This window comes from Marinobacterium sp. MBR-109, from assembly GCF_040547565.1.
Lineage (GTDB): Bacteria > Pseudomonadota > Gammaproteobacteria > Pseudomonadales > Balneatricaceae > Marinobacterium.
Map to the genome: position 1 here is coordinate 117,726 of NZ_JBEPPZ010000003.1, position 26,983 is coordinate 144,708.

General features: G+C 59.3%; 29 protein-coding genes. 10 read left to right on the forward strand and 19 right to left on the reverse strand.

The features are described from left to right. Nucleotides 1-3: 3 nt before the first annotated feature. Genes hemW through ABIE60_RS05515 form a run of 8 tightly spaced genes read right to left on the reverse strand, consistent with a single transcriptional unit; the run spans nt 4 to nt 6,128 of the window. Complete coding sequence (gene hemW / locus ABIE60_RS05480) at nt 4-1,143, reverse strand: radical SAM family heme chaperone HemW (RefSeq protein ID WP_354468376.1); 1,140 nt, start codon at nt 1,141-1,143, stop codon at nt 4-6. After that, nucleotides 1,140-1,748, reverse strand: a complete 609-nt coding sequence (locus ABIE60_RS05485) for an XTP/dITP diphosphatase (protein ID WP_354468378.1) — start codon at nt 1,746-1,748, stop codon at nt 1,140-1,142. Before ABIE60_RS05485 ends, hemW begins: the two co-directional genes overlap by 4 nt. Before the next feature lie 8 nt (nt 1,749-1,756). Then, nucleotides 1,757-2,218: a DUF4426 domain-containing protein gene (locus tag ABIE60_RS05490; protein WP_354468380.1), complete on the reverse strand. Its 462-nt coding sequence runs from the start codon at nt 2,216-2,218 to the stop codon at nt 1,757-1,759. 12 nt (nt 2,219-2,230) lie between these two features. Next, entirely contained in the window at nt 2,231-2,821 is a 591-nt protein-coding gene (metW, locus tag ABIE60_RS05495) for a methionine biosynthesis protein MetW (RefSeq protein ID WP_354468382.1), read from the reverse strand. Next, complete coding sequence (gene metX, locus ABIE60_RS05500) at nt 2,811-3,983, reverse strand: homoserine O-succinyltransferase MetX (protein WP_354468384.1); 1,173 nt, start codon at nt 3,981-3,983, stop codon at nt 2,811-2,813. The genes metW and metX overlap by 11 nt, the downstream gene beginning before the upstream one ends. 19 nt (nt 3,984-4,002) lie before the next feature. Continuing rightward, nucleotides 4,003-4,560, reverse strand: coding sequence for a YggT family protein (locus ABIE60_RS05505; protein ID WP_354468386.1), 558 nt, complete (start codon nt 4,558-4,560; stop codon nt 4,003-4,005). A 20-nt stretch (nt 4,561-4,580) separates the two neighbouring features. Next, entirely contained in the window at nt 4,581-5,408 is an 828-nt protein-coding gene (proC, locus tag ABIE60_RS05510) for a pyrroline-5-carboxylate reductase (RefSeq protein ID WP_354468388.1), read from the reverse strand. A 27-nt stretch (nt 5,409-5,435) separates the two neighbouring features. Beyond that, nucleotides 5,436-6,128, reverse strand: a complete 693-nt coding sequence (locus ABIE60_RS05515; RefSeq protein ID WP_354468390.1) for a YggS family pyridoxal phosphate-dependent enzyme — start codon at nt 6,126-6,128, stop codon at nt 5,436-5,438. Nucleotides 6,129-6,225: 97 nt separating this feature from the next. Here ABIE60_RS05515 and ABIE60_RS05520 point away from each other — a divergent pair, with 97 nt between their 5' ends. Both ABIE60_RS05520 and ABIE60_RS05525 read left to right on the forward strand, forming a co-directional pair. Then, nucleotides 6,226-7,260: a type IV pilus twitching motility protein PilT gene (locus ABIE60_RS05520; RefSeq protein WP_354468392.1), complete on the forward strand. Its 1,035-nt coding sequence runs from the start codon at nt 6,226-6,228 to the stop codon at nt 7,258-7,260. A gap of 24 nt (nt 7,261-7,284) precedes the next feature. Further along, on the forward strand, nt 7,285-8,454 hold the full coding sequence (locus tag ABIE60_RS05525; protein ID WP_354468394.1) for a PilT/PilU family type 4a pilus ATPase: 1,170 nt from the start codon (nt 7,285-7,287) through the stop codon (nt 8,452-8,454). Nucleotides 8,455-8,544: 90 nt separating this feature from the next. Here ABIE60_RS05525 and ABIE60_RS05530 read toward each other — a convergent pair whose 3' ends face one another. The 9 genes from ABIE60_RS05530 to metK form a co-directional block, all read right to left on the reverse strand. Further along, nucleotides 8,545-9,819, reverse strand: coding sequence for a dihydroorotase (locus tag ABIE60_RS05530; protein WP_354468396.1), 1,275 nt, complete (start codon nt 9,817-9,819; stop codon nt 8,545-8,547). A 4-nt stretch (nt 9,820-9,823) separates the two neighbouring features. Then, entirely contained in the window at nt 9,824-10,834 is a 1,011-nt protein-coding gene (locus ABIE60_RS05535) for an aspartate carbamoyltransferase catalytic subunit (protein ID WP_354468398.1), read from the reverse strand. 20 nt (nt 10,835-10,854) lie between these two features. Next, entirely contained in the window at nt 10,855-11,364 is a 510-nt protein-coding gene (pyrR, locus tag ABIE60_RS05540; protein ID WP_354468400.1) for a bifunctional pyr operon transcriptional regulator/uracil phosphoribosyltransferase PyrR, read from the reverse strand. Next, the gene (gene ruvX, locus ABIE60_RS05545) at nt 11,339-11,821 is read right to left on the reverse strand and encodes a Holliday junction resolvase RuvX (RefSeq protein ID WP_354468402.1); all 483 of its coding nucleotides are present in this window, start codon (nt 11,819-11,821) and stop codon (nt 11,339-11,341) included. The genes pyrR and ruvX overlap by 26 nt, the downstream gene beginning before the upstream one ends. A 13-nt stretch (nt 11,822-11,834) precedes the next feature. Continuing rightward, nucleotides 11,835-12,407 carry a YqgE/AlgH family protein gene (locus ABIE60_RS05550; RefSeq protein WP_354468404.1) on the reverse strand — a complete coding sequence of 191 codons (573 nt, stop codon included), beginning with the start codon at nt 12,405-12,407 and terminating at the stop codon, nt 11,835-11,837. Between the two features lie 37 nt (nt 12,408-12,444). Continuing rightward, nucleotides 12,445-13,392: an energy transducer TonB gene (locus ABIE60_RS05555; RefSeq protein ID WP_354468406.1), complete on the reverse strand. Its 948-nt coding sequence runs from the start codon at nt 13,390-13,392 to the stop codon at nt 12,445-12,447. After that, nucleotides 13,389-14,342: a glutathione synthase gene (gene gshB / locus ABIE60_RS05560; RefSeq protein ID WP_354468407.1), complete on the reverse strand. Its 954-nt coding sequence runs from the start codon at nt 14,340-14,342 to the stop codon at nt 13,389-13,391. The genes ABIE60_RS05555 and gshB overlap by 4 nt, the downstream gene beginning before the upstream one ends. Before the next feature lie 34 nt (nt 14,343-14,376). Beyond that, entirely contained in the window at nt 14,377-15,105 is a 729-nt protein-coding gene (locus ABIE60_RS05565; protein ID WP_354468409.1) for a 16S rRNA (uracil(1498)-N(3))-methyltransferase, read from the reverse strand. 275 nt (nt 15,106-15,380) lie between these two features. Further along, on the reverse strand, nt 15,381-16,571 hold the full coding sequence (gene metK, locus ABIE60_RS05570) for a methionine adenosyltransferase (protein ID WP_354468411.1): 1,191 nt from the start codon (nt 16,569-16,571) through the stop codon (nt 15,381-15,383). 273 nt (nt 16,572-16,844) lie between these two features. Here metK and tkt point away from each other — a divergent pair, with 273 nt between their 5' ends. The 7 genes from tkt (at nt 16,845) to ABIE60_RS05605 (ending at nt 25,189) form a co-directional block, all read left to right on the forward strand. Then, entirely contained in the window at nt 16,845-18,839 is a 1,995-nt protein-coding gene (gene tkt / locus ABIE60_RS05575; RefSeq protein WP_354468413.1) for a transketolase, read from the forward strand. A gap of 45 nt (nt 18,840-18,884) precedes the next feature. Then, the gene (locus ABIE60_RS05580) at nt 18,885-19,904 is read left to right on the forward strand and encodes a type I glyceraldehyde-3-phosphate dehydrogenase (protein WP_354468414.1); all 1,020 of its coding nucleotides are present in this window, start codon (nt 18,885-18,887) and stop codon (nt 19,902-19,904) included. Nucleotides 19,905-19,937: 33 nt separating this feature from the next. Then, nucleotides 19,938-21,104, forward strand: a complete 1,167-nt coding sequence (locus ABIE60_RS05585; RefSeq protein WP_354468415.1) for a phosphoglycerate kinase — start codon at nt 19,938-19,940, stop codon at nt 21,102-21,104. A gap of 34 nt (nt 21,105-21,138) precedes the next feature. Then, on the forward strand, nt 21,139-22,203 hold the full coding sequence (fba, locus tag ABIE60_RS05590) for a class II fructose-bisphosphate aldolase (RefSeq protein WP_354468417.1): 1,065 nt from the start codon (nt 21,139-21,141) through the stop codon (nt 22,201-22,203). Between the two features lie 301 nt (nt 22,204-22,504). Then, complete coding sequence (locus ABIE60_RS05595) at nt 22,505-22,768, forward strand: hypothetical protein (protein ID WP_354468419.1); 264 nt, start codon at nt 22,505-22,507, stop codon at nt 22,766-22,768. Between the two features lie 84 nt (nt 22,769-22,852). Further along, nucleotides 22,853-23,731: an EamA family transporter gene (locus tag ABIE60_RS05600; RefSeq protein WP_354468420.1), complete on the forward strand. Its 879-nt coding sequence runs from the start codon at nt 22,853-22,855 to the stop codon at nt 23,729-23,731. Between the two features lie 57 nt (nt 23,732-23,788). After that, complete coding sequence (locus tag ABIE60_RS05605) at nt 23,789-25,189, forward strand: HD-GYP domain-containing protein (RefSeq protein WP_354468422.1); 1,401 nt, start codon at nt 23,789-23,791, stop codon at nt 25,187-25,189. A gap of 44 nt (nt 25,190-25,233) precedes the next feature. Here the strand turns inward: ABIE60_RS05605 and ABIE60_RS05610 are convergent, their stop codons facing one another. Beyond that, complete coding sequence (locus tag ABIE60_RS05610) at nt 25,234-25,419, reverse strand: RSP_7527 family protein (protein ID WP_354468424.1); 186 nt, start codon at nt 25,417-25,419, stop codon at nt 25,234-25,236. A 128-nt stretch (nt 25,420-25,547) separates the two neighbouring features. Between ABIE60_RS05610 and gcvA the strand changes: the two genes are divergently transcribed. Next, complete coding sequence (gcvA, locus tag ABIE60_RS05615; RefSeq protein WP_354468643.1) at nt 25,548-26,441, forward strand: transcriptional regulator GcvA; 894 nt, start codon at nt 25,548-25,550, stop codon at nt 26,439-26,441. Between the two features lie 22 nt (nt 26,442-26,463). Here the strand turns inward: gcvA and ABIE60_RS05620 are convergent, their stop codons facing one another. Continuing rightward, nucleotides 26,464-26,871 carry a hypothetical protein gene (locus ABIE60_RS05620; RefSeq protein ID WP_354468425.1) on the reverse strand — a complete coding sequence of 136 codons (408 nt, stop codon included), beginning with the start codon at nt 26,869-26,871 and terminating at the stop codon, nt 26,464-26,466. Nucleotides 26,872-26,983: the final 112 nt, after the last annotated feature.

The following is a 26,983-nucleotide window of genomic DNA, read 5'->3' on the forward strand; positions in this document are numbered from 1 at the left end:
GTGCTAGTCGAGAAACAGCTCCAGCAGGTCATTCAGGAACAGCCGTCCCTGTAACGTGGGTGCCAGTCGGTTTGGTTCTTGCACCAGTAACCCTCGCTGGCGCGCCTGCTGCAGCAAAGGCGCTATATTCTCCAGTGGCAGGCCGGTGCGTGCACTGAACAGTTCGGCTGTAACGCCGTCCGTCAGGCGCAGAGCGTTGAGCATGAACTCAAAGGGACGTTCGTCCGCCGTGATGATCTCCTGCCCGGCCAGTCGCAGTGTCGGATCAAAATAGCCCTTGGGCTGGCGCAGTTTGTGACGGCGCTCGATCACCAGCTGCTCCCCTTCATACCGGCTCAGTTTGCCGTGGGCGCCGGCACCGATGCCGATATAGTCGCCAAATTGCCAGTAGTTCAGGTTGTGCCGGGCTTGCTGAGCGGGGCGGGCGTAGGCCGAAATCTCGTACTGCCGGTAACCGGCCTGTTCCAGCAGCGTCTGGCCCTGCTCCTGAATGTCCCACAGCGCTTCATCCAGCGGCAGACTTGGCGGGCGGGCATGAAATTCGGTATTGGGTTCAATGGTGAGCTGATACCAGGACAGGTGGCCGGGGTTGATCTCCAGTGCCTGCTGTAGGTCGGCCAAGGCCTGTGCCGGTGTTTGCTCCGGCAATCCGTGCATCAGGTCAAGATTCACCCGTGGAAAGATGTCGACAGCGGCACGGGCCGCGGCAAGAGCTTCGACCGGATTGTGGATACGCCCAAGGCGCTGCAGATGCTCGGCATTGAAGCTCTGTATGCCGATGGAAAGGCGGTTGACGCCGGCGGCCTTGAAACCCTCAAAGCGGGCCAGCTCAAAGGTGCCGGGGTTGGCTTCAAGTGTGATTTCGATATCGTCGGCAAACGGTGTTCGGGCGGCAACGCCCTGCAGGATCTGTCCGATGGCCTGTGCGCTGAACAGGCTGGGAGTGCCGCCACCGATGAAAATGGACTGCAAGGGTCGCCCCTGTATCAGTGGCAGTTCGCTATCCAGATCATCCATCAGGGCCTGTACATAGGCGTCTTCCGGCAGCTGCTCGGGAGCAGCATGGGAATTGAAATCGCAATAGGGGCATTTGCGTACACACCAGGGGATGTGTACGTAGAGCGACAGGGGTGGCAGGCTCATGCGTGCTTGAGCCAGGGGCCGATCTGCTCGATGAACTGACGCACCGCCTTGCCGCGGTGGCTGTATTTCTGTTTCTGCTCCGAGCTCAGCTCGGCACTGGCGCAGTTGAGTTCGGGAACGAAGAACAGCGGGTCATAGCCGAAACCATTATGACCGCGTGGAGTGTCCAGAATGACACCCTCCCAGCTGCCCTGACAGATCAGTGGGGTTGGGTCCTCTGCGTGACGCATGAACACCAGTACGCACTGGAAGCGAGCGCTGCGCTGTTCGGGAGGTACCTGATCCAGCGCCTGCAGCAGCTTGCGGTTGTTCTCGTCATCGCCGCAGCCGGCACCGGCGTAGCGCGCCGAGTAGATGCCCGGTGCACCATTCAGTGCATCCACCTCCAGCCCGGAGTCGTCAGACAGTGCCGGAAGGCCGGTGACCCGAGCGGCATGACGCGCCTTGATGATGGCGTTTTCGACAAAGCTGAGACCGGTCTCTTCGGCATCCTGTACCGCAAAATCGGACTGAGGCATTACATCGATCTGCAGCGGTGCAAAAATCTCGCTGAATTCTTTCAGCTTGCCGCGATTACCGCTGGCCAGCACGATTTTGTTGATCATCTACTCATTTAATCCGCGTAAAAGGTCTGTTCAAATTCAATGTTGTAGGGAGACTCATCCGGGTCGGGCTGCACCTCCAGGCTGATTTTGAGGCGCTCTTCCTCGGTAAAGCGGAAGCTGCCGATGTAATACAGTGCATCGCCCTCATCGATCTTCTGAAACTCCATCTGCTGTGCCTGTCCCAGCAGGTTGGCCGCACTCCCGCTGACGATGGCGGTCACGGGGGTTGTGCTGCCGTCTTCTCCCCGTTTCAGCACGGAAACATTCACCAGCGCACGGTACTTGCTGCGTGTGATGTTGTTCAGCTCTGCCACTTCCGGGGTGAGAAAGCTGGAGTTGAAGGCGTTGTAGTGGATTTCATAGCGGCCATCAGCGACCTTCTGTTCAGCCAGTGCACTGCTGGCACTGATACTGAGAAGTAACGCACTGCCCAGCAGCAGTCGATTCAGGGGAGTGGTGATCAGGTTCATGTCAGCCTCCTGTCAGCGGGTAATGCGGTAGATGGCGATTTCGCCCAGCATGTTCGGCCAAAGCTTGATCCACCAGCGGTGGCGGTGGGCGTGGTCAACCACGGTCCGCTCCAAAATTTCGATATTGCGGTCAACACACAGCTGCTCGAAATCCTTGAAAGTACAGAAATGAATGTTCGGTGTGTTGTACCAAGTGTAGGGCAAAAACTTGGATACCGGCATCTTGCCCCTGAAAGTAAGATAGCCCCGCGCACGCCAGTGTGCAAAGTTGGGGAAGGTGACGATACACTCGCGACCGATGCGCAGCATCTCGTCGATGATCAGATCCGGGCGGTGCATGCTCTGCAGGGCCTGGGTCATGATCACGTAGTCGAAACTGTTGTTGCGGATGCTGGTCAGGCCGTCATCAATATCCTTCTCGATCACGCTGACACCGCGCTCGATGCAGGTGGTCAGGTTGTCATGGTCGATCTCAAGACCGTAGCCGCTGACCTGCTTGTGCTGCATCAGGTGGGCCAGCAGTTCGCCATCGCCGCAGCCAAGATCCAGTACGCGGGAGGCGGGCTGAATCCACTCGTCAATAATTTCCAGATCAGCGCGCATGCTGCTCTCCTTCGGCCGGTGTCAGACTGTTGGCGATGCGGTTCATGTAGCCGCCAAACACCTCCATGTAGCGCGGAATCGGAATCAGGAAGGCATCATGTCCCTGGGGGGCATCAATTTCGGCGTAACTGACCGGCTTGCCGGCTGCAATCAGGCCATCCACCAGCTCGCGAGAGCGCTCAGGCGAAAAGCGCCAGTCAGTGGTAAAGGAAACCACCAGATAGTTGCAGCGGGCCGGCTCCAGTGCGGCAGCCAGATTGTCGCCCTGTTCGCCGGCCGGATCGAAGTAGTCCAGTGCCTTGGTCATCAGCAGGTAGGTGTTGGCATCGAAGGAGGATGAAAATCGCTCGCCCTGATACTGCAGGTAGGACTCCACCTCAAACTGCGGATTGAAGTCGAAGCTGAGTTTGCCGTCTTTCAGCTCACGGCCAAACTTCTCACGCATGCCGTCATCCGACAGATAGGTAATATGGCCTACCATTCTGGCCAGCATCAGGCCGGTACGCGGCACCACGCCCTCCTCGTAGTAGTGGCCGTTATGGAACTCCGGATCCTTGCTGATTGCCTGACGGGCGACTTCGTTGAAGGCGATGTTCTGGGCACTCAGCTTGGCAGCAGACGCGATCACGACGCAGTGGCGCAACCGATCAGGATGGCTGATTGACCATTGCAGCGCCTGCATGCCACCCAGACTGCCGCCCACGACGGCAGCCCATTGCTGGATGCCGAGCCGGTCAGCCAATCGCGTCTGACTGTTGACCCAGTCCTGTACCGTCATGATCGGGAAGTCGGGGCCATAGGGCTTGCCAGTGTCAGGGTTGAGGCTGTTTGGGCCGGTGGAGCCGTGGCAGCCACCCAGATTGTTAAGACTGACCACAAAAAAACGGTTGGTGTCGATGGTTTTGCCGGGGCCAATGGCCGAGTCCCACCAGCCGGGCTTGCGCTCCTCCATGCTGTGGTAGCCTGCGGCATGGTGATGACCGGACAGGGCATGGCAGATCAGCACGGCGTTGGATGCATCGGCATTGAGTTCACCGTAGGTTTCCACCATCAGGTCCCACTGCTCAAGGCTGCGACCGCAGCTCAGCGCCAGTGGCTGATCGAAATGGATTTTCCGAGGTGTGACCAGACCAACGGAATCTTCAGGGATTACAGCGGGCATGTTTGTCTCTCAATCGATTTCAGAACGCCAGCAGTCGCCCCAGCTGGGACTGCAGGATCTGGATCACCAGAAAGATCAGGATTGGCGACAGATCCAGTCCGCCAATCGGCGGAATCACCTTGCGTGCCAGTGCAAACAGGGGCTCGGTCAGCTGCAGCAACAGCTGTGGTGCCGGGTGATAGGTGTCAGGCGAGATCCAGCTGATGATGATGGCGCCGATCACGGCCCAGAAATAGATGGTCAGTATGGTATCGATCACCCCAACGGCAGAGAAGAGCAGCAGCTGCAACGGATTGATCGATGCCTGGGCCAGCGCCCCGGCAAACTGAAAAATCAGCAACAGCGTAACCGCCTTTACCACCAGTGCGACAATCAGCGGTGAGGCATCGAAGCGGCCACGCGGGCGCAGCAGCATCTGCAGCGGACGCACCGGCGGCTGGGTCAGGCGTACCACGGCCTGCGATATCGGGTTGTAGTAATCGGCTCTGGCCAGCTGCAGCAGGAAGCGCAGTACCAGCATGAAGGCGTAAATCTCACCCAGCGTGCGAATGATGAGGGTGATCGGATCCTGTCCCATAGTGGCTCCTGTCTCGATAATCAGTCTTGGCACAGCTCGCCGGCCAGCTCCACAGAGCGGTCACGGCAAGCGGTGAGTGCGAGTTCAACCAGTGCTTCGAAACCTTCGGCCTGGAATGTCTTGATGGCGCGTTCGGTGGTGCCGTTGGGGGATGTTACGCGGCGGCGCAGTTCGGCCGGATCAACGTCGCTGCTGCTGGCCATGCGGGCGGCACCCAGCGCCGTCTGCAGGGTCAGGCCACGCGCGGTCTCTTCGCTCAACCCCAGTTTGACGCCAGCGGCGGTCATTGCCTCCATCATCAGGAAATAATAGGCCGGGCCTGATCCTGAAATGGCGGTAACGGCATCCAGTTCGGCCTCGCTTTGTACCCAGAGTGCGATACCGACGGCCTCAAGTACCGTTGTTGCCTGCTGACGCTGGGCAGCATTGACCTGGCTGTTGGCATACAGGCCGCTGGCTCCGGTTTGTACCAGAGAGGGTGTGTTGGGCATGCAGCGTACCAGTGCCGCCTCGTCACCCAGCCAGCGCTCAAGTGCATCCAGGCTGATGCCCGCGGCGATGGATACCACCAGCGGCTGACGGGATTGCACCGCAGTGGCCAGATCGGTCGCAACGGCTTTCATGACCTGCGGCTTGACCGCCAGTACGACGATGTCGGCAGCGGCGACCGCTGTGTTGTTGTCGCTGGTCACGTTCAGGCCGCGCTCGGCCAGATCCTCAAGGCGACTGGCGTCCGGCTCTGATGCCCAGATGTCTGCGGCTGCGAAGCCGTTTTCCAGCAGGCCGCCGATGATGGCGCGGGCCATGTTGCCGGCACCGATGAATGCAATTACGGGTGACTGGCTCATAGTGTCTGTCTCAATCCTGTAGGTGGCTTAACGGGCCGATGGCGGGTTGCGTGGACCAAACAGTGCGGTACCGACACGCACCATGGTCGAGCCTTCGAGTACGGCTGCCTCGATGTCAGCTGACATGCCCATCGACAGTGTATCCAGCGCGGGTTGCCTGTGTCGCAGCTGCTCCAGCAGCTGCCTTACCTGTGCAAACACCGCCCGCTGGCGTTCAGGGTCATCTTCCGGCTTCGGGATTGCCATCAGACCACGCAGGCGCAGATTCGGCAACCGGGCAACGGCGTCGGCCAGTGCGGGCAGCTCATCCGGTGTGCAGCCGGACTTGCTGGCCTCGTCACTGATGTTCACCTGCAGGCAGATGTTCAGTGGTGGCAGCTGTGCCGGACGCTGTTCCGACAGGCGACTGGCGATCTTGAGCCGATCCACACTGTGAACCCAGTCGAAGTGCTCGGCAATCGGGCGCGTCTTGTTGGACTGGATCGGGCCGATGAAGTGCCACTCCAGATCCAGGTCGGACAGCGCCTCGATCTTGTCCAGTGCTTCCTGCAGGTAATTTTCGCCAAAGGCACGCTGGCCGCACAGGCTCAGCTCGCGCACTTCGTCGGCGCTGCGGGTCTTGCTGACGGCCAGCAGCGAGACGCTGTCGGGGCTGCGTGCAGCATTTTCACATGCCAGCCTGATCTGCTGGCGTACGGCTGAATATTTGTCTGCTAACATAAGGCTATATGAATACTGACGACTGTCATTGGCAGGTGCTACCTATTCTGCTAGAACAGTAAAGTTTAAAGGAAGCTGCTGCGGATCTCGACCGATTATGGATATTACAGAACTTTTGTCATTTGCCGTACAACAGGGCGCGTCCGACCTGCACCTGACCTCCGGCATGCCGCCCATGATCCGTGTAGACGGTGATGTGCGTCGAATCAAACTGCCGGCACTGGAGCACAAACAGGTGCACACGCTGGTGTATGACATCATGAACGACAAACAGCGTAAGGAATATGAAGAGAATCTGGAAGTGGATTTCTCGTTCGAGGTTCCCAAGCTGTCCCGTTTCCGTGTCAATGCTTTCAATCAGCACCGGGGGGCGGCAGCGGTGTTTCGAACCGTTCCCAGCAAGGTGCTCACCCTTGATGACCTGGGAATGGGCAAGGTGTTTCAGGATCTGGCGGAACAGGCCCGTGGTCTGGTACTGGTGACCGGCCCCACCGGTTCGGGTAAGAGTACCACCCTGGCGGCGATGATTGATTACGTCAACGAGACCCGCTCCGACCACATTCTGACCATCGAAGACCCGATCGAATTTGTCCACGAAAGCAAGAAGTGCCTGATCAACCAGCGTGAGGTCCATCGTGATACGCACAGCTTTGCCAACGCCCTGCGTTCGGCGCTGCGTGAAGACCCGGACGTAATTCTGGTGGGCGAGATGCGTGACCTTGAAACCATCCGTTTGGCGCTCACCGCTGCCGAAACCGGCCATTTGGTGTTCGGCACCCTGCATACTACCTCGGCGGCCAAGACCATCGACCGTATCATCGATGTGTTCCCGGCGGCGGAAAAGGATATGGTGCGTTCCATGCTGTCGGAGTCGCTGCAGGGGGTTATTTCCCAAACCCTGCTGAAAAAGCCCAAGGGGGGACGTATCGCCGCCCATGAGATCATGATCGGTACCGCTGCGGTGCGTAACCTGATCCGTGAAGACAAGGTTGCACAGATGTACTCTGCCATCCAGACTGGCGCGGCCTACGGTATGAAGACGCTGGATCAGTCATTGCTTGAGCTGGTACAGAAGGGTTTGATCTCGCGTGAAACGGCCCGTGAAAAGGCGAAGACCCCCAGCTCATTCTGAGCCTGAGTCAACAGGAGCAAGACAGTGGATTTTACTCAACTGCTGAAGGTAATGGTCGACCGGGGTGCCTCGGATCTGTTCGTCACCGCAGGCGCCGCCCCCTCGATCAAGGTGGATGGCACCATCCGGCCGCTGACCAAGGAAACGCTCAAACCGAGCCAGACCCGAGCATTGGTGTACAGCACCATGAACGACAAGCAACTGGCCGAATTTGAAGGCACCAACGAGTGTAACTTCGCCATCAGCGCGCCGGGCATCGGTCGCTTCCGTGTAAGTGCATTCATGCAACGCAACACGCCCGGGATGGTGCTGCGTGCGATCAACAACCATATTCCCACCATGGATGAACTGATGCTGCCGGAAGTGCTGCGCGAACTCTCCATGACCAAACGCGGGCTGATTCTGTTCGTGGGGGGGACCTCGACCGGTAAGTCCACCTCGCTGGCGTCCATGATTGACTACCGTAACGAGAACCACGCCGGTCATATCATCACCATCGAAGACCCGATCGAATATATCCACAACCACAAGAAGAGCATCGTCACCCAGCGTGAAGTGGGGATTGATACCGAGTCCTTCGATGTGGCGCTGAAAAACACGCTGCGTCAGGCGCCGGATGTGATTTTGATGGGTGAGATCCGCTCGGCTGAAACCATGAAATTCGGCCTGCAGTTTGCCGAAACCGGCCACCTCTGTATGGCCACCCTCCACGCCAACAATGCCAACCAGGCACTGGACCGTATCATCTCCTTCTTTGGACCTGAGCATCATGACCAGATCTGGATGGACATGTCTCTCAACCTGAAGGCGATTGTGGCGCAGCAGCTGCTGCCGACCGTGGATGGCAAGGGACGTCGTGCCGCGATCGAGGTCATGATCAACTCACCGCTGATCCAGGATCATATCCGCAAGGGTGCAGTACATGAGATCAAGGATGTGATCAAGAAGTCCACCAATCTGGGCATGCGAACCTTCGATCAGGCTCTGTTCGAGCTGTACCGCGATGGAGTCATCACCTACGAAGCGGCGCTGGCTCATGCCGACTCGGCCAACGATCTGCGCTTGATGATCAAGCTGGATGCGGAAACCAGTGGCAAGGCGGGTGGTGCGGCGGATGATATGCCAAGTTTCACGCTGCAGGATGAGGATGACAACCTGAACCTGAAGGGCGATGTGGACGTTAAGGGAATGTAAGCCTTCGGGGGCCCCTGACGGGCGATTAAAGGTAAAAAGGGAGCAGCCGGATGGGCGCTCCCTTTTTTGATTTCAGGGCTTCGGCCGGTTTCAGCGGCGGAACACGATGCGGCCATCCATCAGGGTGGCATTGACCTGCCCCTTGAGTGTCTGACCGAGGAATGGCGTGTTCTTGCCGGCTGATCTCAGGCTGTCCTCGGTCACAGTCCACTCGGCCGTCGGGTCAAACACGCAGATATCGGCCTGTGACCCCACTTCCAGTGTGCCGGCATCCAGACCCAGAATGCGGGCCGGTGCAATCGTCAGTGACTCAATCAGCTGCGGCAGCTCCAGCAACTGCTGTTCGACCAGCTGCAGGCTCAGTGGCAGCAGCGTTTCCAGCCCACTCATGCCCGGTTCTGTCGCCGCAAAAGGCGCCTGTTTGGCAATCGGGTCATGTGGTTGATGGTCGGAACAGATGGCACTGATGGTGCCCGTCACCAGCCCTTGGCGCAAACCGGCCCGGTCGAGCTGACTGCGCAGCGGTGGCTGCAGATGGTAGGCGGAATTGAAGCCGTTGACGCACTCATCGGTCAGTAGCAGGTTCTGGATCGCCACATCGGCGGTCACCTGCAGGCCACGCTCACGGGCGGCTTCGATCATCCGTACCGAGCGCTCACAGGAGAGCTGGCCGAAGTGGGCGCGCACACCGGTCTGCTCTACCAGCAGCAGGCAGCGTGACACTTCGATGGTTTCGGCCGCTTCGGGAATGCCGTTCAGGCCCAGTCGGGTCGAGGTGGTATCGTCGTGCATGCAGCCATTGGCAGCCAGTGCCGCATCCTGCGCCTGAAACACCACCAGCAGGTCATGGGTGGCGGCATATTCAAGGCAACGCAGCAGGATCTGGCTGTTGCCGAAGGGACGGCGCAGGTTGGTAAAGGCAATGCAGCCGGAGCTGGCCAGGCCATGCAGCGGGGCGAGCTGTTCGCCCTGCAGGCCCTGGGTCAGTGCTCCCATGGGCAGAACACGGGCAAAGCCGATATCGGCGGCGCGGTCCTGGATCAGTTCGGCAACGGCGGCGGTTTCCACTATCGGGCTGGTATCCGGTGTCACCACCAGAGTGGTAATGCCGCCAGCGGCCGCTGCGGCGGTTTCGCTGGCGATGGTGCCCTTGCGGGTCTGGCCCGGCTCGCGCAGGGTCGTGCACAGGTCGATCAGACCGGGGCAGACGATCTGGCCGTCGGCATCGATCACTTCATCGGCATGAAAGCCATCGGGAGCGGTGCCAATGGCGCAAATTTCACCCTGGCTGATATACAGGTCGGTGATCTGGTCAAGCGACTGGGCCGGATCGATCACGCGGCCACCGGAAATCAGAATGTTCATCAACTCAGGCCTCCCGTGATGCATTGTCAGTGACGGCTCGCTGGGACAGTTGGCCGCTCATCGCCTTGGACATGACCGCCATGCGTACGGCGATGCCGTTGGTCACCTGATCCAGAATCAGCGAGCGCGGGCCATCGGCGACCTCGGACTCGATCTCGACGCCGCGATTGATCGGCCCGGGGTGCATCACCACCGCATCCGGTTTGGCATAGGCCAGTTTGTCGCGGTTCAGGCCATAGAGTTTGTAGAACTCAGCTTCGCTCGGCAGCAGGGCGCTTTGCATGCGCTCCTTCTGCAGCCGCAGCATCATGATGACATCCACATCGCGCAGGCCCGAGGCCATCTCGGTATATACCTTGACGCCCAGTGCCTCGATATGACGCGGCAGCAGTGTCTTGGGCGCGATCACGCGAATCTCGTCCACGCCCAGGGTGCGCAGGGCGTGGATCTGCGAACGGGCTACACGCGAATGCAGAATATCGCCCACGATCGCGACTTTCAGCGGGGCGAAGTCGCCCTTGTGACGGCGGATGGTGAGCATGTCGAGCATCGCCTGAGTCGGGTGGGCGTGACGGCCGTCACCGGCATTGATCACCGCTACGTTGGGGGTGACATGCTGGGCGATGAAGTGCGCCGCACCGCTGTCGGCATGGCGTACGACAAACATGTCGGAGTGCATCGCCTGCAGTGTCATCAGTGTGTCCTTGAGGGTTTCCCCTTTCTTGGTGGACGAGGTGTTGATGTTCAGGTTCAGCACATCCGCCGACAGGCGTTTGGCGGCCAGCTCAAAGGTGGACAGGGTGCGGGTGCTGTTTTCGAAAAACAGGTTGGCAACGGTTTTGCCACGCAGCAGCGGGACTTTCTTCACCTGCTGCTCGCCCATGTCGACGAAGGAATCTGCCGTGTCGAGAATCTCGATCAACAGCTCTCGCGGCAGCCCCTCGGTGGTGAGGAAGTGCCGCAGCTGACCGTCAGCGGTCAGCTGAATGGAGTTCGGGTCATTGGCCTCAAACATGGATGCAGTCTCTTGTCGGTTCAGTCACGCTGACGGATGGTCAGGGTAAGGGGGTCCGGGCCGTTCAGCTTGACCAGCTGGTCCGGTCCCAGTGCCAGAGTGCCGCCGATCACATCGGCCTGAATCGGCAACTCACGGCGCTGCAGGTCCAGCAAGGTAATCAGACTGACGGATGCCGGGCGACCATAGTCAAACAGCTCGTTCAGTGCGGCGCGAATGGTACGACCGCTCATGATGACATCGTCCACCAGCAGAATGTCCCGGCCTTCGGTGGCGCAGGGCAGTTGGCTGGGCTGTACCTTCGGGTTGATGCCCACCTGGGTGAAATCGTCACGGTAGAAGCTGATATCCAGTACGCCCAGCGGACTGGTCAGTTCCAGCTGCCGGTGCAGGCGCTCTGCCAGCCAGACACCGCCGGTACGGATGCCGATCATCAGCGGGTCGTTGAGATTGCGACGGGTGATCAGGGCGCGGGTTTCGCTCGCCATCTTGTCGAGCAGTGCATCAACACTCAGTGTTCCCGATACCATAGAGGTCCTCCAGTCGGGTGTGGCTGGGAATGCGGTCGGGACTGTTGAACCAGTCCTCCAGAATCAGGCGGGCGGCGATACCGTCGACCGATTCCTGCTTGAAATTGGTGCCGCCACCGGCGTCCAGGTGAATGCGCTTGGCTTCTGCGGTGGTCAGGCGTTCGTCGCACAGATAGCAGGGCAGCTGGTAGCGGTCCTGAATCCGGTTGGCGAACTTGCGTGCGCGGCGTGCCATCTCGGAGATGGTGCCGTCCATATTGAGTGGAATGCCGACCACCAGTGCATCAGGTTGCCACTCGGCAATGGCGGCATCCAGTTGTGACCAGTCGGGCATGCCATCGCGAGCCCGCACCGGCTCAATCGGAGAGGCAGTGGCGGTCAGGCTCTGGCCGATGGCCAAACCTATGCGGGTGGTGCCGAAGTCAAACCCCAGCACCCGTTGGGTGTCGCTGCTCATCAAGTCCGTTCAGTCAGGCGTGCCCGGCGTGTGCCGGCAACAGGTTCAGATTGATCCCCAAAGTCGCGGCAGCCGCCTGCAGGCGGTCTTCCAGCGGCAGATGGAAAAGTATATCTGAATTTGCCGGGCAGCTTAACCAGAGGTTGTCACACATTTCCTGTTCCAGCTGCTCGGGGCCCCAGCCGGCATAACCCAGTGCCACCAGAAAGGTGTCAGGACCCTCTCTGCGGGCGATCGCTTCAAGGATGTCGAGCGATGTGGTCAGGCTTATTTCGTCATTGATGGGGTGGCTGGATAGCCACTGCTGCTGCGGCTCGGTGCGATGCAATACAAAACCGCGATCATCCCGTACCGGACCGCCATTGAAAACAGGGCGTTCGGACCAGAGTCCGGTGTTGTCTTCCAGCTCCAGGTGTGACAGCAGGTCACACAGGCGAATGCCGCTGGGACGGTTGACGACAATCCCCATGGCGCCGTACTCGCTGTGGTCGCAGATGTAGACAACGGTTTGGGTGAAAGTCTCGTCATGCAGGTGCGGCATGGAGATCAGGAAATGATCACGAAGTGAGGTAAGGGTGTGGGGCATGGTTAATCTCTCTTCGCCGCTTGGGTATGGTTAAGGCTTAGTACACCCGTGTCTGTTTCTCAAATTTCCAGGTACGAATGATTTCAAGTCGGTCCACCTCCTTGCGCATTTCGATCGGAAAGCTCTGGAACGGAGAGGCCAGCTGTACGATGCGAATGGCGCCCTCATCCAGTGCACGGTGACCGGAAGACTGCAGTATTTCGATGTTCTCCACGCTGCCGTCCGGGCGCAGTGCCACCAGCAGACGGAGCTTGCCCTGCAGCCCCTGATTGCGTGCCTGCTCGGGATAGTTCAGGTTGCCCACGGTTTCGACCCGGCGGCGCCAGTTGTCCAGGTAGCTGGCATAGGCGTGAGCCTGGGTCGAAGCTGAGGTCAGTCGCAGTACACGGGGTTTTTTGGCACGGGTTTCACGCTCAAGATCCAGCTGTGACTGCAGGCTGGCCATCTCCAGTGCCCGGTTAAGCAAAGAGGTTGAGTTGGCACTGACCGGCGGTGGAGCGGCGGCGGCCTGTTGTGGCTTCGGCTCACTGGCACGGGGTTTTTGCTCGCTTTGAGTGGCCACGACTGCTTGCTGGCTTTGCGCCTGGCTGTCCTGCTGTTCAGTGCTGTTGCCCGGTTCAGGCTCAGGCGCCGGTGGCGTTTCGGGCTCGGGCGGAGCCGGTGCCTGTTGAGCGGCCTGCTCCTGAGGTGCTTCACTGGCCAGCGGCGCCATTTCGGTGGTGGCCGGTGTGGTGGCCTCTTCATTGCTGCCGCTGCCCATCTGGTTGTGCTGGGCAATGAAATCAGCGTCGTCCGGTGCGTCCTGCTGCGGATACTGCGCCAGGGTGACATCCAGTGTCTGGCGCGGCGGCTCTCGTTCCGGGAACGAGAAACTCAGGGCAAGCAGGAGCACACCATGCACGGCTGTGGCAATGAACAGCATGAAGCCGAAGCTGTCTCTGTTCAGGTGATGCCAGAGCGGCAGGCGGGTGCCCCTGTTGATCATCGCGTTTTCAATACCTCATCGATGCAGTCCATCAGCTGCATGCCGATATCCAGACCAAACTGCTGGTCCAGCTCGCGAATGCAGGTAGGACTGGTGACGTTGATTTCGGTCAGGTAGTCGCCGATCACATCCAGACCCACGAACAGCAGGCCCTTTTCCTTCAGTGTCGGGCCGACCTGCTCACAGATCCAGCGATCACGGTCGGTGAGTGGGCGGCCTTCACCGCGGCCACCGGCCGCCAGGTTGCCACGGGTTTCACCGGCCATGGGAATACGGGCCAGAGCATAGGGCACGGGTTCACCGTTGATCATCAGAATACGTTTGTCGCCATCCTTGATCTCGGGAATGTATTTCTGCGCCATGATGGTCTGGGTGCCGTGGGCGGTCAGGGTTTCGATGATAACGCCCAGATTGGTGCCGTCTTCACGAATGTGGAAGATGGAGGAGCCGCCCATGCCATCCAGTGGCTTGAAGATGACATTCTTGTGCTCAGCGTGGAACTGTCGCAGCAGGTCAGCCCTGCGGGTCACAAGAACCGGTGGGCAGCACTGCGGGAAATGGGTGGCAAACAGTTTTTCGTTGAAGTCACGCAGGCTGCCGGTACGATTGACGATCAGCGTGCCTTCGGACTCGGTCATCGCCAGCAGGTGAGTGCTGTAGATGAACTCGTTGTCGAACGGCGGGTCCTTGCGCATCAGGATTACATCCAGCTCGGCCAGATCACGGATCACGTACTCGCCGCGCTCGAACCAGTTGTCCGGGTCCATGGCGACCGTCAGCGGTGCCATCTGGCCACGCACTCGGCCATCGCGCAGAAACAGGTGCTGCTGTTCCATATAGTGCAGCTCCCAGCCCTTGCGCTGGGCGGCCCAGAGCATCGCCAGTGAGCTGTCCTTCTTGTAGGTGATCTGCTCGATCGGGTCCATCACCACGCCGACTTTAATCGTCATCTGAAAAATTCCTGTGCTGAATGTGCGTTCAATCTTAACCCAGATCGCCCCAGAGGTACTGCAGAATGGCGCAGGCGGCAACCGGTGCAGTTTCGGTCCGCATCACCCGCGGTCCAAAGGCCACCGGTTCGAAACCTGCGGCCAGGGCTGCGTCCACTTCGGCTTCGGTCAGACCGCCCTCGGGGCCGATCAGCAGCGCGACCGAGTTGGGGGCCTCCATCGCCTGCAGGGGACGGGCCGTGTGGTGGTGCAGTACCAGTTTTAGATCGGCTTCGACGGTTTGAATCCAGTCCAGCAGCGGGCTGACCTCGGCGATTTCCGGCACTCGGGTGCGCTGGCTCTGCTCGCAGGCACTGATCGCCACCTGTTGCCAGTGACGCAGGCGCTTGTCTTCACGCTCGGCCTTGAGCTTGACCTCGCAGCGTTCGCTGGTCAGCGGTGTAATGCGACTGACGCCCATCTCGGTGGCTTTCTGTACTGCATAATCCATCCGCTCACCGCGGGATAGCGTTTGACCGACATGAATCTGCAATGATGATTCGACTGCCGGTGTCAGCGCCGGTTCCAGCGTTGCCTGGGCCGAGCGTTTGCCGACCTGAGTCAGCACGGCAGGGTATTCATGACCATCGCCGTTGAACAGGCAGATACGGTCGCCTTCACGCAAGCGCAGGGCCCGGATCACATGCTGGATAGTGGTGTCGCCGAGATCGATACAGAGGCCGGGGGCCAAAGGCTGAGGTTCATATACCCGGGGAATGCGCATAGCGGTCCTGCTGACAGAAAGTTCAGCCGCTATTATGGCGCAGGGCAGGTAGGGGATGCCAGTTGTGGGGGGTGGTCCGGGCCGAAACTGAGGCTTTGATCAAGGTAGGCTGATGGCAGTGCTTGTGGGTGACCGTCTGCCGCCTGGCCGAAAATTGCTCCTGCATTTTCGGCATTTTCGCCGTCCATGGCGGTCAGAGGCGGCAGTCGAGCGGTCATGGATGACGAAAAGCGTGTCACCCACAAGTGCGGCCATCAGCCGGGGATGGGCTGAAATCAGATTCCAGCCGCCGCACGCAAAGCGTCAGCCTTGTCGGTCATCTCCCAGGGGAAGGCCGTGAAGGTGTCGTTACCCACGGTCATCTCGAAGGGATCGCGACCGAAGTGGCCGTAGGCCGCGGTCTGACGGTACATCGGGTGCAGCAGGTCGAGCATGCGGGTGATCGCGTACGGACGCAGGTCGAAATGCTCGCGTACCAGTTCGATGATCTTGTCATCGCTGATCTTGCCGGTGCCGAAGGTGTTGATCGATACCGAGGTTGGCTCGGCCACGCCGATGGCGTAGGAGACCTGAATTTCGATGCGGTCGGCCAGGCCGGCGGCAACGATGTTCTTGGCCACGTAACGACCGGCGTAGGCGGCGGAGCGGTCTACCTTGGACGGGTCCTTGCCGGAGAACGCGCCACCACCGTGACGCGCCATGCCGCCGTAGGTGTCAACGATGATCTTGCGGCCGGTCAGACCGCAGTCGCCTACCGGGCCGCCGATGACGAACTTGCCGGTCGGGTTGATGTGGTACTGGGTGCCCTTGTGCAGCAGCTCGGCTGGCAGTACGTGCTTGATGATCAGCTCCTGCACCGCTTCCTGCAGATCGGCCTGGGATACGTCAGGGTTATGCTGGGTGGACAGTACCACCGCGTCGATAGCCACCGGCTGGCCGTTTTCATAGCGGCAGGTCACCTGAGACTTGGCGTCGGGACGCAGCCAGGGCAGCAGGCCAGACTTGCGTGCTTCGGCCTGACGTTCCACCAGGCGGTGAGAGAAGGTGATCGGTGCGGGCATCAGTACATCGGTTTCGTTGGAGGCGTAGCCGAACATCAGGCCCTGGTCGCCGGCACCCTGATCTTCCGGGCGGCTGCGGTCAACGCCTTGGGCGATGTCGACGGACTGCTTGCCGATGATGTTGATTACGCCGCAGGTTTCGCCATCGTAACCCACGTCAGAAGAGGTGTAGCCGATATCACAGATCACGCCACGTACCAGATCTTCCAGGTCGATCCAGGCCGAAGTGCTGATTTCGCCGGAGACGATCGCCACACCGGTCTTGACCATGGTTTCACAGGCAACACGGGCATACTTGTCTTCCGCGATGATGGCGTCCAGGACGGCATCGGAAATCTGGTCGGCAATTTTGTCCGGGTGCCCTTCAGACACGGACTCGGAGGTGAACAGGCTGTATTCGCTCATTTCCGGTAATAATCCTCACACAGGGGTTAGGAGCAGCCGGGGCGATGCCGGGCTGATACGGTTTGGGTTGAGTAAACCGCACATTTTAACGTCAGCGCAGGGCTTGTGCATAACATCTGGTTCGATTTTGGCTGAATTTTTTGCGACCTCTGCATGAAAAACACTCCATTTGCACAAATGGATTTGAAGCTGGTCGCTATCTGGGCGAAAATTGCGCCTTTATATTCCGATTCCGTAAACCTCAAGGTTGGGTCCAGCCCCAGGAGTAGATTGATGTCCTCTCGCCGAGAACTTGCCAATGCCATCCGCGCATTGAGCATGGACGCCGTACAGAAAGCAAAATCCGGTCACCCGGGTGCCCCCATGGGCATGGCGGATATCGCCGAAGTGTTGTGGAACGACTTCATGAAGCACAACCCCGGCAACCCGCACTGGTACGACCGTGACCGCTTTGTGCTGTCCAACGGCCACGGCTCCATGCTGATCTACTCGCTGCTGCACCTGACCGGCTACGATGTCAGCATCGATGATCTGAAGAACTTCCGTCAGCTGCACAGCAAGACCGCGGGTCATCCGGAATACGGCTATTGCCCGGGTGTTGAAACCACCACCGGCCCGCTGGGTCAGGGCGTGACCAACGCTGTGGGCATGGCGATCGCCGAAAAGGCGCTGGCGGCGCAGTTCAACCGTGAAGGCCACGACATCGTTGACCACTACACTTACACTTTCATGGGCGATGGCTGCCTGATGGAAGGTGTTTCCCACGAAGCCTGCGCCCTGGCTGGTACGCTGGGCCTGGGCAAGCTGATCGCGTTCTGGGATGACAACGGCATCTCCATCGACGGCGAAGTGGAAGGCTGGTTCACCGACGATACCCCGGCACGCTTTGAAGCCTACGGCTGGCAGGTGATTCGTGACATCGATGGTCACGACAGCGACCAGGTCCGTGAAGCGATCGAACAGGCGCGCGAAAACACCGAGCAGCCGACGCTGATCTGCTGCAAGACCATCATCGGTTTCGGTTCCCCCAACAAACAGGGCAAGGAAGAGTGCCACGGCGCACCCCTGGGTCATGACGAGATCATGCTGGCACGTGATGCGCTGCAGTGGGCACATCCTGAATTCGAGATCCCGGAAGAACTGTATGAGCTTTGGGATGCCCGTGAGGCCGGCAATCGTGCCGAAAATGACTGGAACGATCGCCTGAGTGCCTACCAGGCAGCCTATCCGGAACTGGCTGAAGAGCTGCTGCGCCGCCTGTCCGGCGAGCTGCCGGCTGACTTCGCCGAGAAGGCGGATGCCTGGATTGCCGAAATTGCCGACAAGGGCGAAACCATCGCCTCGCGCAAGGCATCCCAGAACGCGATCGAAACCTTTGGTCCGATGCTGCCGGAATTCATGGGTGGTTCCGCCGACCTGGCCGGTTCCAACCTGACTCTCTGGTCCGGCTCCAAGGGTCTGACCCGCAACGATGCCAGCGGCAACTACATTCACTACGGTGTGCGTGAGTTCGGCATGAGCGCGATCATGAACGGTATCGCCCTGCACGGCGGTTTCATCCCCTACGGCGCCACCTTCCTGGTGTTCATGGAATACGCCCGCAACGCGGTGCGCATGGCTTCACTGATGAAGCAGCGCGTGCTGTTCGTTTACACCCATGACTCCATCGGTCTGGGCGAAGATGGCCCGACCCATCAGCCGATCGAGCAGATCGCCAACCTGCGTCTGACGCCGAACATGGAAACCTGGCGTCCCTGTGACGCGGTGGAATCCGCCGTGTCCTGGAAGTCTTCCGTTCAGCGCACCGATGGTCCCAGCTCGTTGATCTTCTCGCGTCAGAACCTGCCGCACCAGAACCGCGATGCCGCTCAGATCGATGCCATAGAGCGCGGCGGCTACATCCTGCATAACTGTGACGGCACGCCGGATGCGATCCTGATCGCCACCGGCTCTGAAGTCGGTTTGGCGATGGATGCAGCACAAGCGCTGAGTGCCAAGGGCAAGCAGATCCGTGTGGTTTCCATGCCCTGCACCGAACGTTTCGACAAGCAGGATGCAGCGTACAGGGAGCAGATCCTGCCCGCTGCCGTGACTGCGCGCGTAGCCGTGGAAGCGGCTCACGCCGACTTCTGGTACAAGTACGTGGGTCTGAACGGCGCCATCGTCGGCATGCGCAGCTTCGGCGAGTCCGCGCCGGCCGGCGACCTGTTCAAGCATTTCGGCTTTACTGTCGACAATGTTGTCAGCACTGTTGAAGGCTTGCTGTAACCGCCATGCCGGGCGCCCTGTGCGCCCGGTGGCGTGTATAACGACATGAGCTATCGCATTGCGATCAACGGCTATGGCCGTATCGGTCAGGGTGTGCTCAGGGCGGTGTATCAGCGGGGCCTGCAGCACCAGTTGCAGGTGGTGGCGATCAATGAGCTGTCGGATCTGGACACGCTCACCTACCTGACCCGTTATGACACCACCCATGGGCGTTTTCCCTGTTCTGTCGAAAACGACGGCGAAGCCCTGCTGATCAACGGTGACCGTATCCGGGTATTCAGCCTGGCAGAGCCCGAGCAGATTCCCTGGGGCGAGCTGGATGTGGATCTGGTGCTGGAATGTTCCGGCGCCTTTCGCACCCGAGCCGATGCCGAGCGTCATCTGGCCAGTGGTGCCAAGGGGTTGCTGTATTCGCACCCGGCGCAGGCGGATATCGATGCCACGGTGGTATTTGGCTTTAACGAGTCCAGCCTCAAGGCAGAGCACCGCATCGCCTCGGCGGCCTCCTGCACCACCAACTGCGTGGTGCCGGTACTGGATCTGCTGGATCGTCACTTCGGCATCGACAGTGGCGTGACGACAACCATCCATTCGGCGATGAACGATCAGCCGGTGATCGACAGCTATCACCGCAGTGACCTGCGGCTGGCGCGCAGTGCCATGCAATCGATCATTCCGGTGGATACCGGCTTGAGCCGTGGTATTGATCGGCTGCTGCCGCATCTGGCCGGGCGCTTCGAGTGTCTTCATGTGCGCGTGCCGACCATCAACGTTTCGCTAATGGACCTGTCGATCAATCTGCAGCAGGATACCGACCCGCTCGAGGTCAATGCCATGCTGCGTGCCGCCGCGAGCCATGAGCTGGCGGGGTTGCTGGGCTATACCGAAGAGCCGCACGCATCGGTGGATTTCAACACCGACCCTCGTTCGGCGGTGGTTGACGGTACCCAAACGCGGGTGTCCTGTGGCCGACTGCTGAAGCTGCTGTGCTGGTTTGACAATGAATGGGCGTTTGCCAACCGGATGCTGGATCTCTCCCGGTACTGGCTGAAGCTCAAGGACTGAATCTCTGAATCAACAAGAACAGGAACTCCTCTGATGAGCGTTTTGAAGATGACGGATCTGGATCTGGCCGGCAAGCGCGTGCTGATCCGTGAAGACCTCAATGTCCCGGTAAAAGACGGTCAGGTGACCTCTGACGCCCGCATTCGCGCCTCACTGCCGACGATTGAAGTGGCATTGAAAGCCGGTGCCAAAGTGATGGTGATGTCCCATCTGGGTCGTCCCACCGAGGGCGAATACGAAGAAAAGTACTCCCTGGCACCCGTGGCCGAGCACATCAGCAAACTGCTGCAGCGCCCCGTACCGCTGGTCAAGGACTGGCTCGATGGTGGCTTTGACGTGGGTGAGGGCGAACTGGTCCTGCTGGAAAACGTACGCTTCAATCCGGGCGAGAAAAAGGACAACGAAGAGCTGTCCAAAAAAATGGCGGCGCTGTGTGATGTTTACGTGATGGATGCCTTCGGCACCGCCCACCGCGCTCAGGCCTCGACCCATGGTGTTGGCAAGTTTGCACCTGTCGCCTGCGCAGGCCCGCTGCTGGCCAACGAGCTGGATGCACTCGCCAAGGCGCTGGATAACCCGGCCCGTCCGATGGCGGCGATCGTGGGTGGCTCCAAGGTGTCCACCAAGCTTGAGGTGCTCAATGCCCTGTCCGAGAAGTGTGATCAGCTGATCGTCGGCGGCGGCATCGCCAACACCTTCCTGGCCGCGGCCGGCAAGCCGGTGGGCAAGTCCCTGTGCGAACATGACCTGATTCCGGCCGCCAAAGCGCTGATGGAAAAGGTCAACATTCCGCTGCCGGTGGATGTGGTTGTGGCGAAGGAGTTTGCCGAGACCGCTGAAGCGGTGATCAAGTCCGCCGATGATGTCGCTGAAGACGAGATGATCCTGGATATCGGTCCCGAGTCAGCCAAAAACCTGGCTGAACTGCTGACCAGCGCCGGCACCATCATCTGGAACGGCCCGGTGGGCGTGTTCGAGTTCGATCAGTTCGGTGAGGGCACCAAAACACTGTCACTGGCAATCGCCAACAGTGCCGGCTTCTCCATTGCCGGCGGTGGCGATACGCTGGCGGCGGTGGATAAATACGATATCGCTGATAAGATCTCCTATATCTCTACCGGTGGTGGCGCCTTCCTTGAGTTCGTGGAAGGCAAGGTACTGCCGGCGGTTGCCATGCTTGAACAGCGCGCAGCCAAATAAGATTTTTTGATTAACCAATTCAAAGGGTGAAACCATGGCACTGATCTCCATGCGTCAGCTGCTGGACCATGCCGCCGAATATGGCTACGGCATTCCGGCGTTCAACGTCAACAATCTGGAGCAGATGCGTGCGATCATGGAAGCGGCGGCCAAGACCGACTCGCCGGTGATCGTTCAGGCCTCCGCCGGTGCGCGCAAGTACGCGGGCTCCAACTTCCTGCGCCACATGATTCTGGCGGCGATCGAAGAGTTCCCGGATGTGCCGGTGTGCATGCACCAGGACCACGGCACCAGCCCGGCGGTGTGCCAGCGCTCCATCGCCATGGGTTTCTCCTCCGTGATGATGGACGGCTCTCTGGGTGAAGACGGCAAGACCCCGACCGATTACCCCTACAACGTCAACGTGACTCGTCGTACCGTTGAGATGGCGCACGCCTGCGGTGTCTCCGTTGAAGGCGAACTGGGCTGCCTGGGCTCGCTGGAAACCGGACAGGCCGGTGAAGAGGATGGTATCGGTGCCGAAGGTATCCTGACCCACGACCAGATGCTGACCGACCCTGATGAAGCGGCCGACTTCGTCAAGGCCACCAACGTGGATGCGCTGGCGATCGCCTGCGGTACTTCCCACGGTGCCTACAAGTTCACCAAGCCGCCGACCGGCGACATCCTGGCAATCGACCGCATTCGTGCGATCCATGAACGCATCCCCACCACCCACCTGGTGATGCACGGTTCCTCCTCCGTGCCGCAGGAGTGGCTGGCGGTGATCAACCAGTTCGGTGGCGAGATTCCGGAAACCTACGGTGTACCGGTCGAGCAGATCGTTGAAGGCATCAAGTACGGCGTACGCAAGGTCAACATCGACACTGACCTGCGTCTGGCCTCAACCGGTGCCGTGCGTCGTTTCCTGGCCGAAAACCCGGCCGAGTTCGACCCGCGCAAATTCCTCAAGGCCACCATGCAGGCAATGACCGAAATCTGTGTCGCCCGTTACGAAGCCTTCGGTACCGCCGGTCACGCCAGCAAGATCAAGGCGATCTCGCTGGAGCACATGTCCGAGCGTTACGAGCGCGGAGAGCTGGACGCGAAGATCAACTGAGCCTGTTGTACTTTGTAAACACGGAACCCGGCCTTGGCCGGGTTCCGTGTTACAGGGCGCCCTTAATACCCTGTTGCTAAACAGAGACCATGTAACCTGTTGATTTTAAAAAGCACAGTGTAATTCTCTCCTGCCTGCCAAGCATTTGGCGACACTTCTTCCCCCGCTTTCTCCCGTCGAGTGCCGAAATCTCGGCATGCACCATGATTTTTGTTTTCAACATATTGAAAATAATAGAAATATTCTTTTGTGGCACAAGTCTTGGTACTGAGTGTTCAGAACCGATTTAAGGAGAGAATCCATGCTGCGTCTGATTATGATCCTGACCGTTATACTGACCTTTGCCGGCTTGCCTCAGGCCCTGCAGCCACTGTTGATGAGCGGTCCTCCAAGGCTGGTTATGCTGAACACCGGTGAGCCCCCGCATGTGATCAATCCGCATGCTCCGGATCGCGTGCAGGTGCCGGGCAAGACAGCGGAAGGCACCAGCAAGGCGACAGGGCCGGATCTTACATCGACTCAGTCCTGGGCCGAGCTGGTGATGCAGCCGCGCTCGCAAAGCTGAACCTGCTGCCATCGAACCGGCCTGTTCAAGTGGATCAAATCCAGTATGCTGGCGGCGTAATGTCATCATGCTGGAGCATAGTGAATGAACTACCTGATTGCCGTCACGCTGTTGTGGGCGGTGTCTTTCAGCCTGATTGGTGAGTATCTTGCCGGTCAGGTCGACAGTTACTTTTCGGTCCTGACGCGCATTGTGCTGGCGGGGCTGATATTTATCCCGCTGCTGCGTCCTGCCCGTTTTGCACTCGGCTTCATGGCCGGTGTGACTCTGGTGGGGGCGCTGCAGTTCGGGCTTACCTATATCTGTCTGTATCTCTCGTTTGAATACCTCAGTGTGCCGGAAGTGCTGTTGTTCACCATTTTCACGCCGCTCTATGTGGCATTGGTGGATAACGCTCTGAAACGCCGCTTCAGTCTCGGGCCCATCGTCTCGACGCTGGTGGCCGTACTGGGTGCCGGAATCATCCGCTATGACGGCGTCAGCGAGGCGTTCATTACCGGCTTTCTGATTCTGCAACTGGCCAATCTGGCCTTTGCGGCGGGTCAGGTCGGCTATGCCCATCTGGTGCGCCACTACCATCCTGATGGCAAACACCTCTGGCAGGGGTTTGGCTTTTTCTTTATTGGTGCCTTTGCACTGGTACTGCCCGCCTTTCTGTTGCTGGGCAATATGGAGCGTCTGCCTCATACGACAACACACTGGACGGTGCTGGGCTGGCTTGGGCTGGTGGCCTCGGGGCTGGGGTTCTTCTTCTGGAACAAGGGCGCGACTCAGGTGGATGCCGGTACACTGGGCATCATGAATAATGCACTGGTGCCAGCCGGGCTGATCGTCAATCTTGTGATCTGGAACCGGGATGCGGACATCCCGCGTTTGCTGATCGGTGGCGCGGTAATTCTGCTCTCGCTCTGGGTGAATGCTCGCTGGGGTCAGTGGACGCGGGCTGTGTCACGGGCAGGGTGACTCAACCCGCTGCTCTGTGCGTATACTGATTACTGAGACAAGCTGCGGGAGCGGTAAATGGAACGCTGGGATCTGGCCGGAACCACCGGCATGAAGCTGTCAGAGCTGATCAGCGCACTGTCGCATGCGCTGGACATGACCGAAGGGCAGCCACCGGGGCATTGCATGCGCTGTTGCTGGATCGGTATGCATCTGGCGGATCAGCTGGAGCTGGACGACACCGCGCGCTGGGAACTGTATTACACCCTTCTACTCAAGGACCTGGGCTGCAGCAGCAATGCCGCTCGGATCTGTCAGCTGTACGGCACCGATGATCTTGGTTTCAAACGTGACTTCAAGTGGGTCAACGGCAGCCTGACGCAGGTGGTCAGGTTTCTGCTGCAGCATACCGGGCGTGATGCCGGTGTAGCCGACCGCTTCAAGCGGTTGCTGAATATTGCGCGCAATGGTGAATCCATTGCCACGGAACTGATCGCAACCCGCTGCGAACGGGGCGCGTCCATTGCGCGTGATCTGGGTTTCAGTGAGTCGGTAGCGGCCGGTATTCATTCACTGGACGAACACTGGAGCGGCAGCGGCAAGCCTGACGGCCTGGCAGCCGATGCCATCCCGCTGTATGCACGCGTGGCACTGTTGGCACAGGTGGTGGAAGTGTTCCATGCCGCGGCCGGACCTGCAGCGGCACTGGATGAGGCGCGGGCGCGTAGCGGCCACTGGTTTGACCCGACATTGGTGAAAGCCCTTGAGCAGGCGGCAACGTCAGCTGACTTCTGGCCGATGCTGGCGAGCCCCGAGCTGCCTGAGCGCGTGCTGGCCCTTTCGCCGGCAGGGCATGAAGTCGAGGTGGATGAAGACTACCTGGACAGGGTGGCCGCAGCCTTTGGTCAGGTGGTGGATGCCAAAAGTCCTTTCACCGCCGGCCACAGTGAGCGGGTCGCGCTCTATACCGACCTGATTGCCGAGCAGCTGGATCTTGACCCGCAACGGCGCCGCTGGTTGCGCCGCGGTGCCCTGCTGCACGATATCGGCAAACTGGGGGTGAGCAACAGCATTCTCGACAAGCCCGGCAAGCTGGATGCGGATGAATGGCAACAGGTGCAGAACCATGCCCGCTTCACGGAAGAGATCCTGTCACGTATTGGCGTATTCAGCGAACTGGCACAGGTGGCCGGAGCCCATCATGAGCGGCTGGACGGCAAGGGATACCCCAAACAGCTCAAGGCAGCACAGATCACGCGGGAAACCCGTATTATCACGACCGCGGACATCTTCGATGCCATTACGGCCGAGCGTCCCTATCGCGGCGCTATTCCAATACCTCAGGCACTGGAGATGATGGCGGAGAATCTGCACACGGCAATCGATGCTGACTGTTTTGCAGCCTTGCAGGCCGCAATCAGAGAACTGGATGTAACGGAAGTGAATGCTGGAGCGGGGGATGAGCTGCTGCGGGAGTAAAACGGGGGAGCGGGGTACAGCCCCGCTCCACAGTCTACTCTGTCTCAGTTAACCAGCGCGGTGGCACCTGCCAGCGGACGACGCGGTTTCAGCAGGCGAGCAACGCGGCGGTACAGTGACGCGATTCCCTGCATGATGAATTCAGCACGCTCGCGGCGAGCCTGTTCAACATAGTAATCCACGTCTACCAGACCATTTTGTGTCATTACCATGCGATTGAAGTCGGACATTTTCGAGTAGAGCTCCTCAAATGGGGGTTAATTTTCAGGCGTTATACTAAGGTCTATGCTGCATTGCCACAAAAGATTGTTTTTCAGGCTATAGTTGAAAAAAACTAAACAGTAAGAGGAGCGCAGCCATCCGCCGCCTACCACCCCTCAATGCCCTGCGCAGTTTTGAGTCTGCCGCGCGAAACCTGAGCTTCAACGAAGCTGCAGAGGAACTGTTCGTGACCCCGTCTGCGATCAGTCATCAGATCAAGTTGCTTGAAGAATTTTTGGGCTTGAAACTGTTTCGGCGCGAGAAACGCAAGGTCAGCCTGACCGCAGCCGGCGAGCGTTACCTTCCCTCCGTACAGCTGGCGCTGGATGAAATTGAAAGTGCGACGCGGCGTCTGATGACATCGCCGAACCTGAGTGCGGTCAACATCAGCGTAGCGCCTGCGTTTTTGACCCGCTGGCTGGTGCCGCGCATCACCCGGTTTCAGGAACAGTACCCGGACGTGGAACTGCGCTTCAGTTCCACCACCGGCTTTATCGATTTCGAGCATTCCGATACCGATATGGCGGTGTATTACGGCGAGGGCAACTGGCGGGGTGTGGATATTCACTTTCTGCGCTATCTGGTGTCGACGCCGGTGTGCAGCCCCAAACTGGCAGAGGGGCTGAACAGCCCCGAAGACCTGCTCAAACGAACGTTGATTCACGTCAGCGGGCGACGGCAGGAATGGCAGCAGATTCTGCAACAGCTGGGCGTCAGAGCCAACACATCAACCCGAACCATGTCCTTCTCGAGTACGGCGCTGGCCGTTTCGGCGGCCATTGAGGGCATCGGTGTATCACTGGCTGATCGGGCACTGGTGCAGCGCGAACTGGAAGCGGGGCAGCTGGTGGTGCCGTTTGATATCACGCTGGACAAGCCAAGGGCGTTCTATCTGGTCTATCAGGAGAAACGCCAGCTCACCTATGGCATGCAGGCGTTTCGTGACTGGATTCTGCAGGAGATGCAGCAGGACCTGGCACCGGGTCAATAAGATTAACCCGGTGCCGGTACGTTCAACGCATACAACCCAGCTGCGGATGGCTGGAAGGAAGCACTCCTGGTTGTTGCATCAAATCAGTACGACGGCGGTGTTTGAAAACCTCGGATCGACGACAAATGGCTTCACGCCGCTGCAGCGTGTCCTGTAATTCAAAATGGTGCCCATTTTGAACACGGGTGCGAAAGTGATCGATAAAGTCCGGGCGTGAAATGATGCCCTGGCAATCGATCTGTCCACGCAGCAGCAGGATTTCATCGCCCACTTCACACTGAATATATTGTTCGGCGAAGTCGAACATGAACTGCGCCAGGTCTGCGGTAAATGAAATTGCGAGGTCGGATACGTTGCGCGAACGTGCCGGTTTCACCACATCATGCCCCTGCGGGCGGTGACCGAGCAGAAAAATATCAAGCTGTGCCATAGTGGTAACTCCCTCACTGTTTGTGTGGTTACAGCTGCATTCTCGATTCTCCACATGACCACTGAGCGACGTTGGCAAAACATTTTGGTGACAGTATTGGAGCTGTACCGGT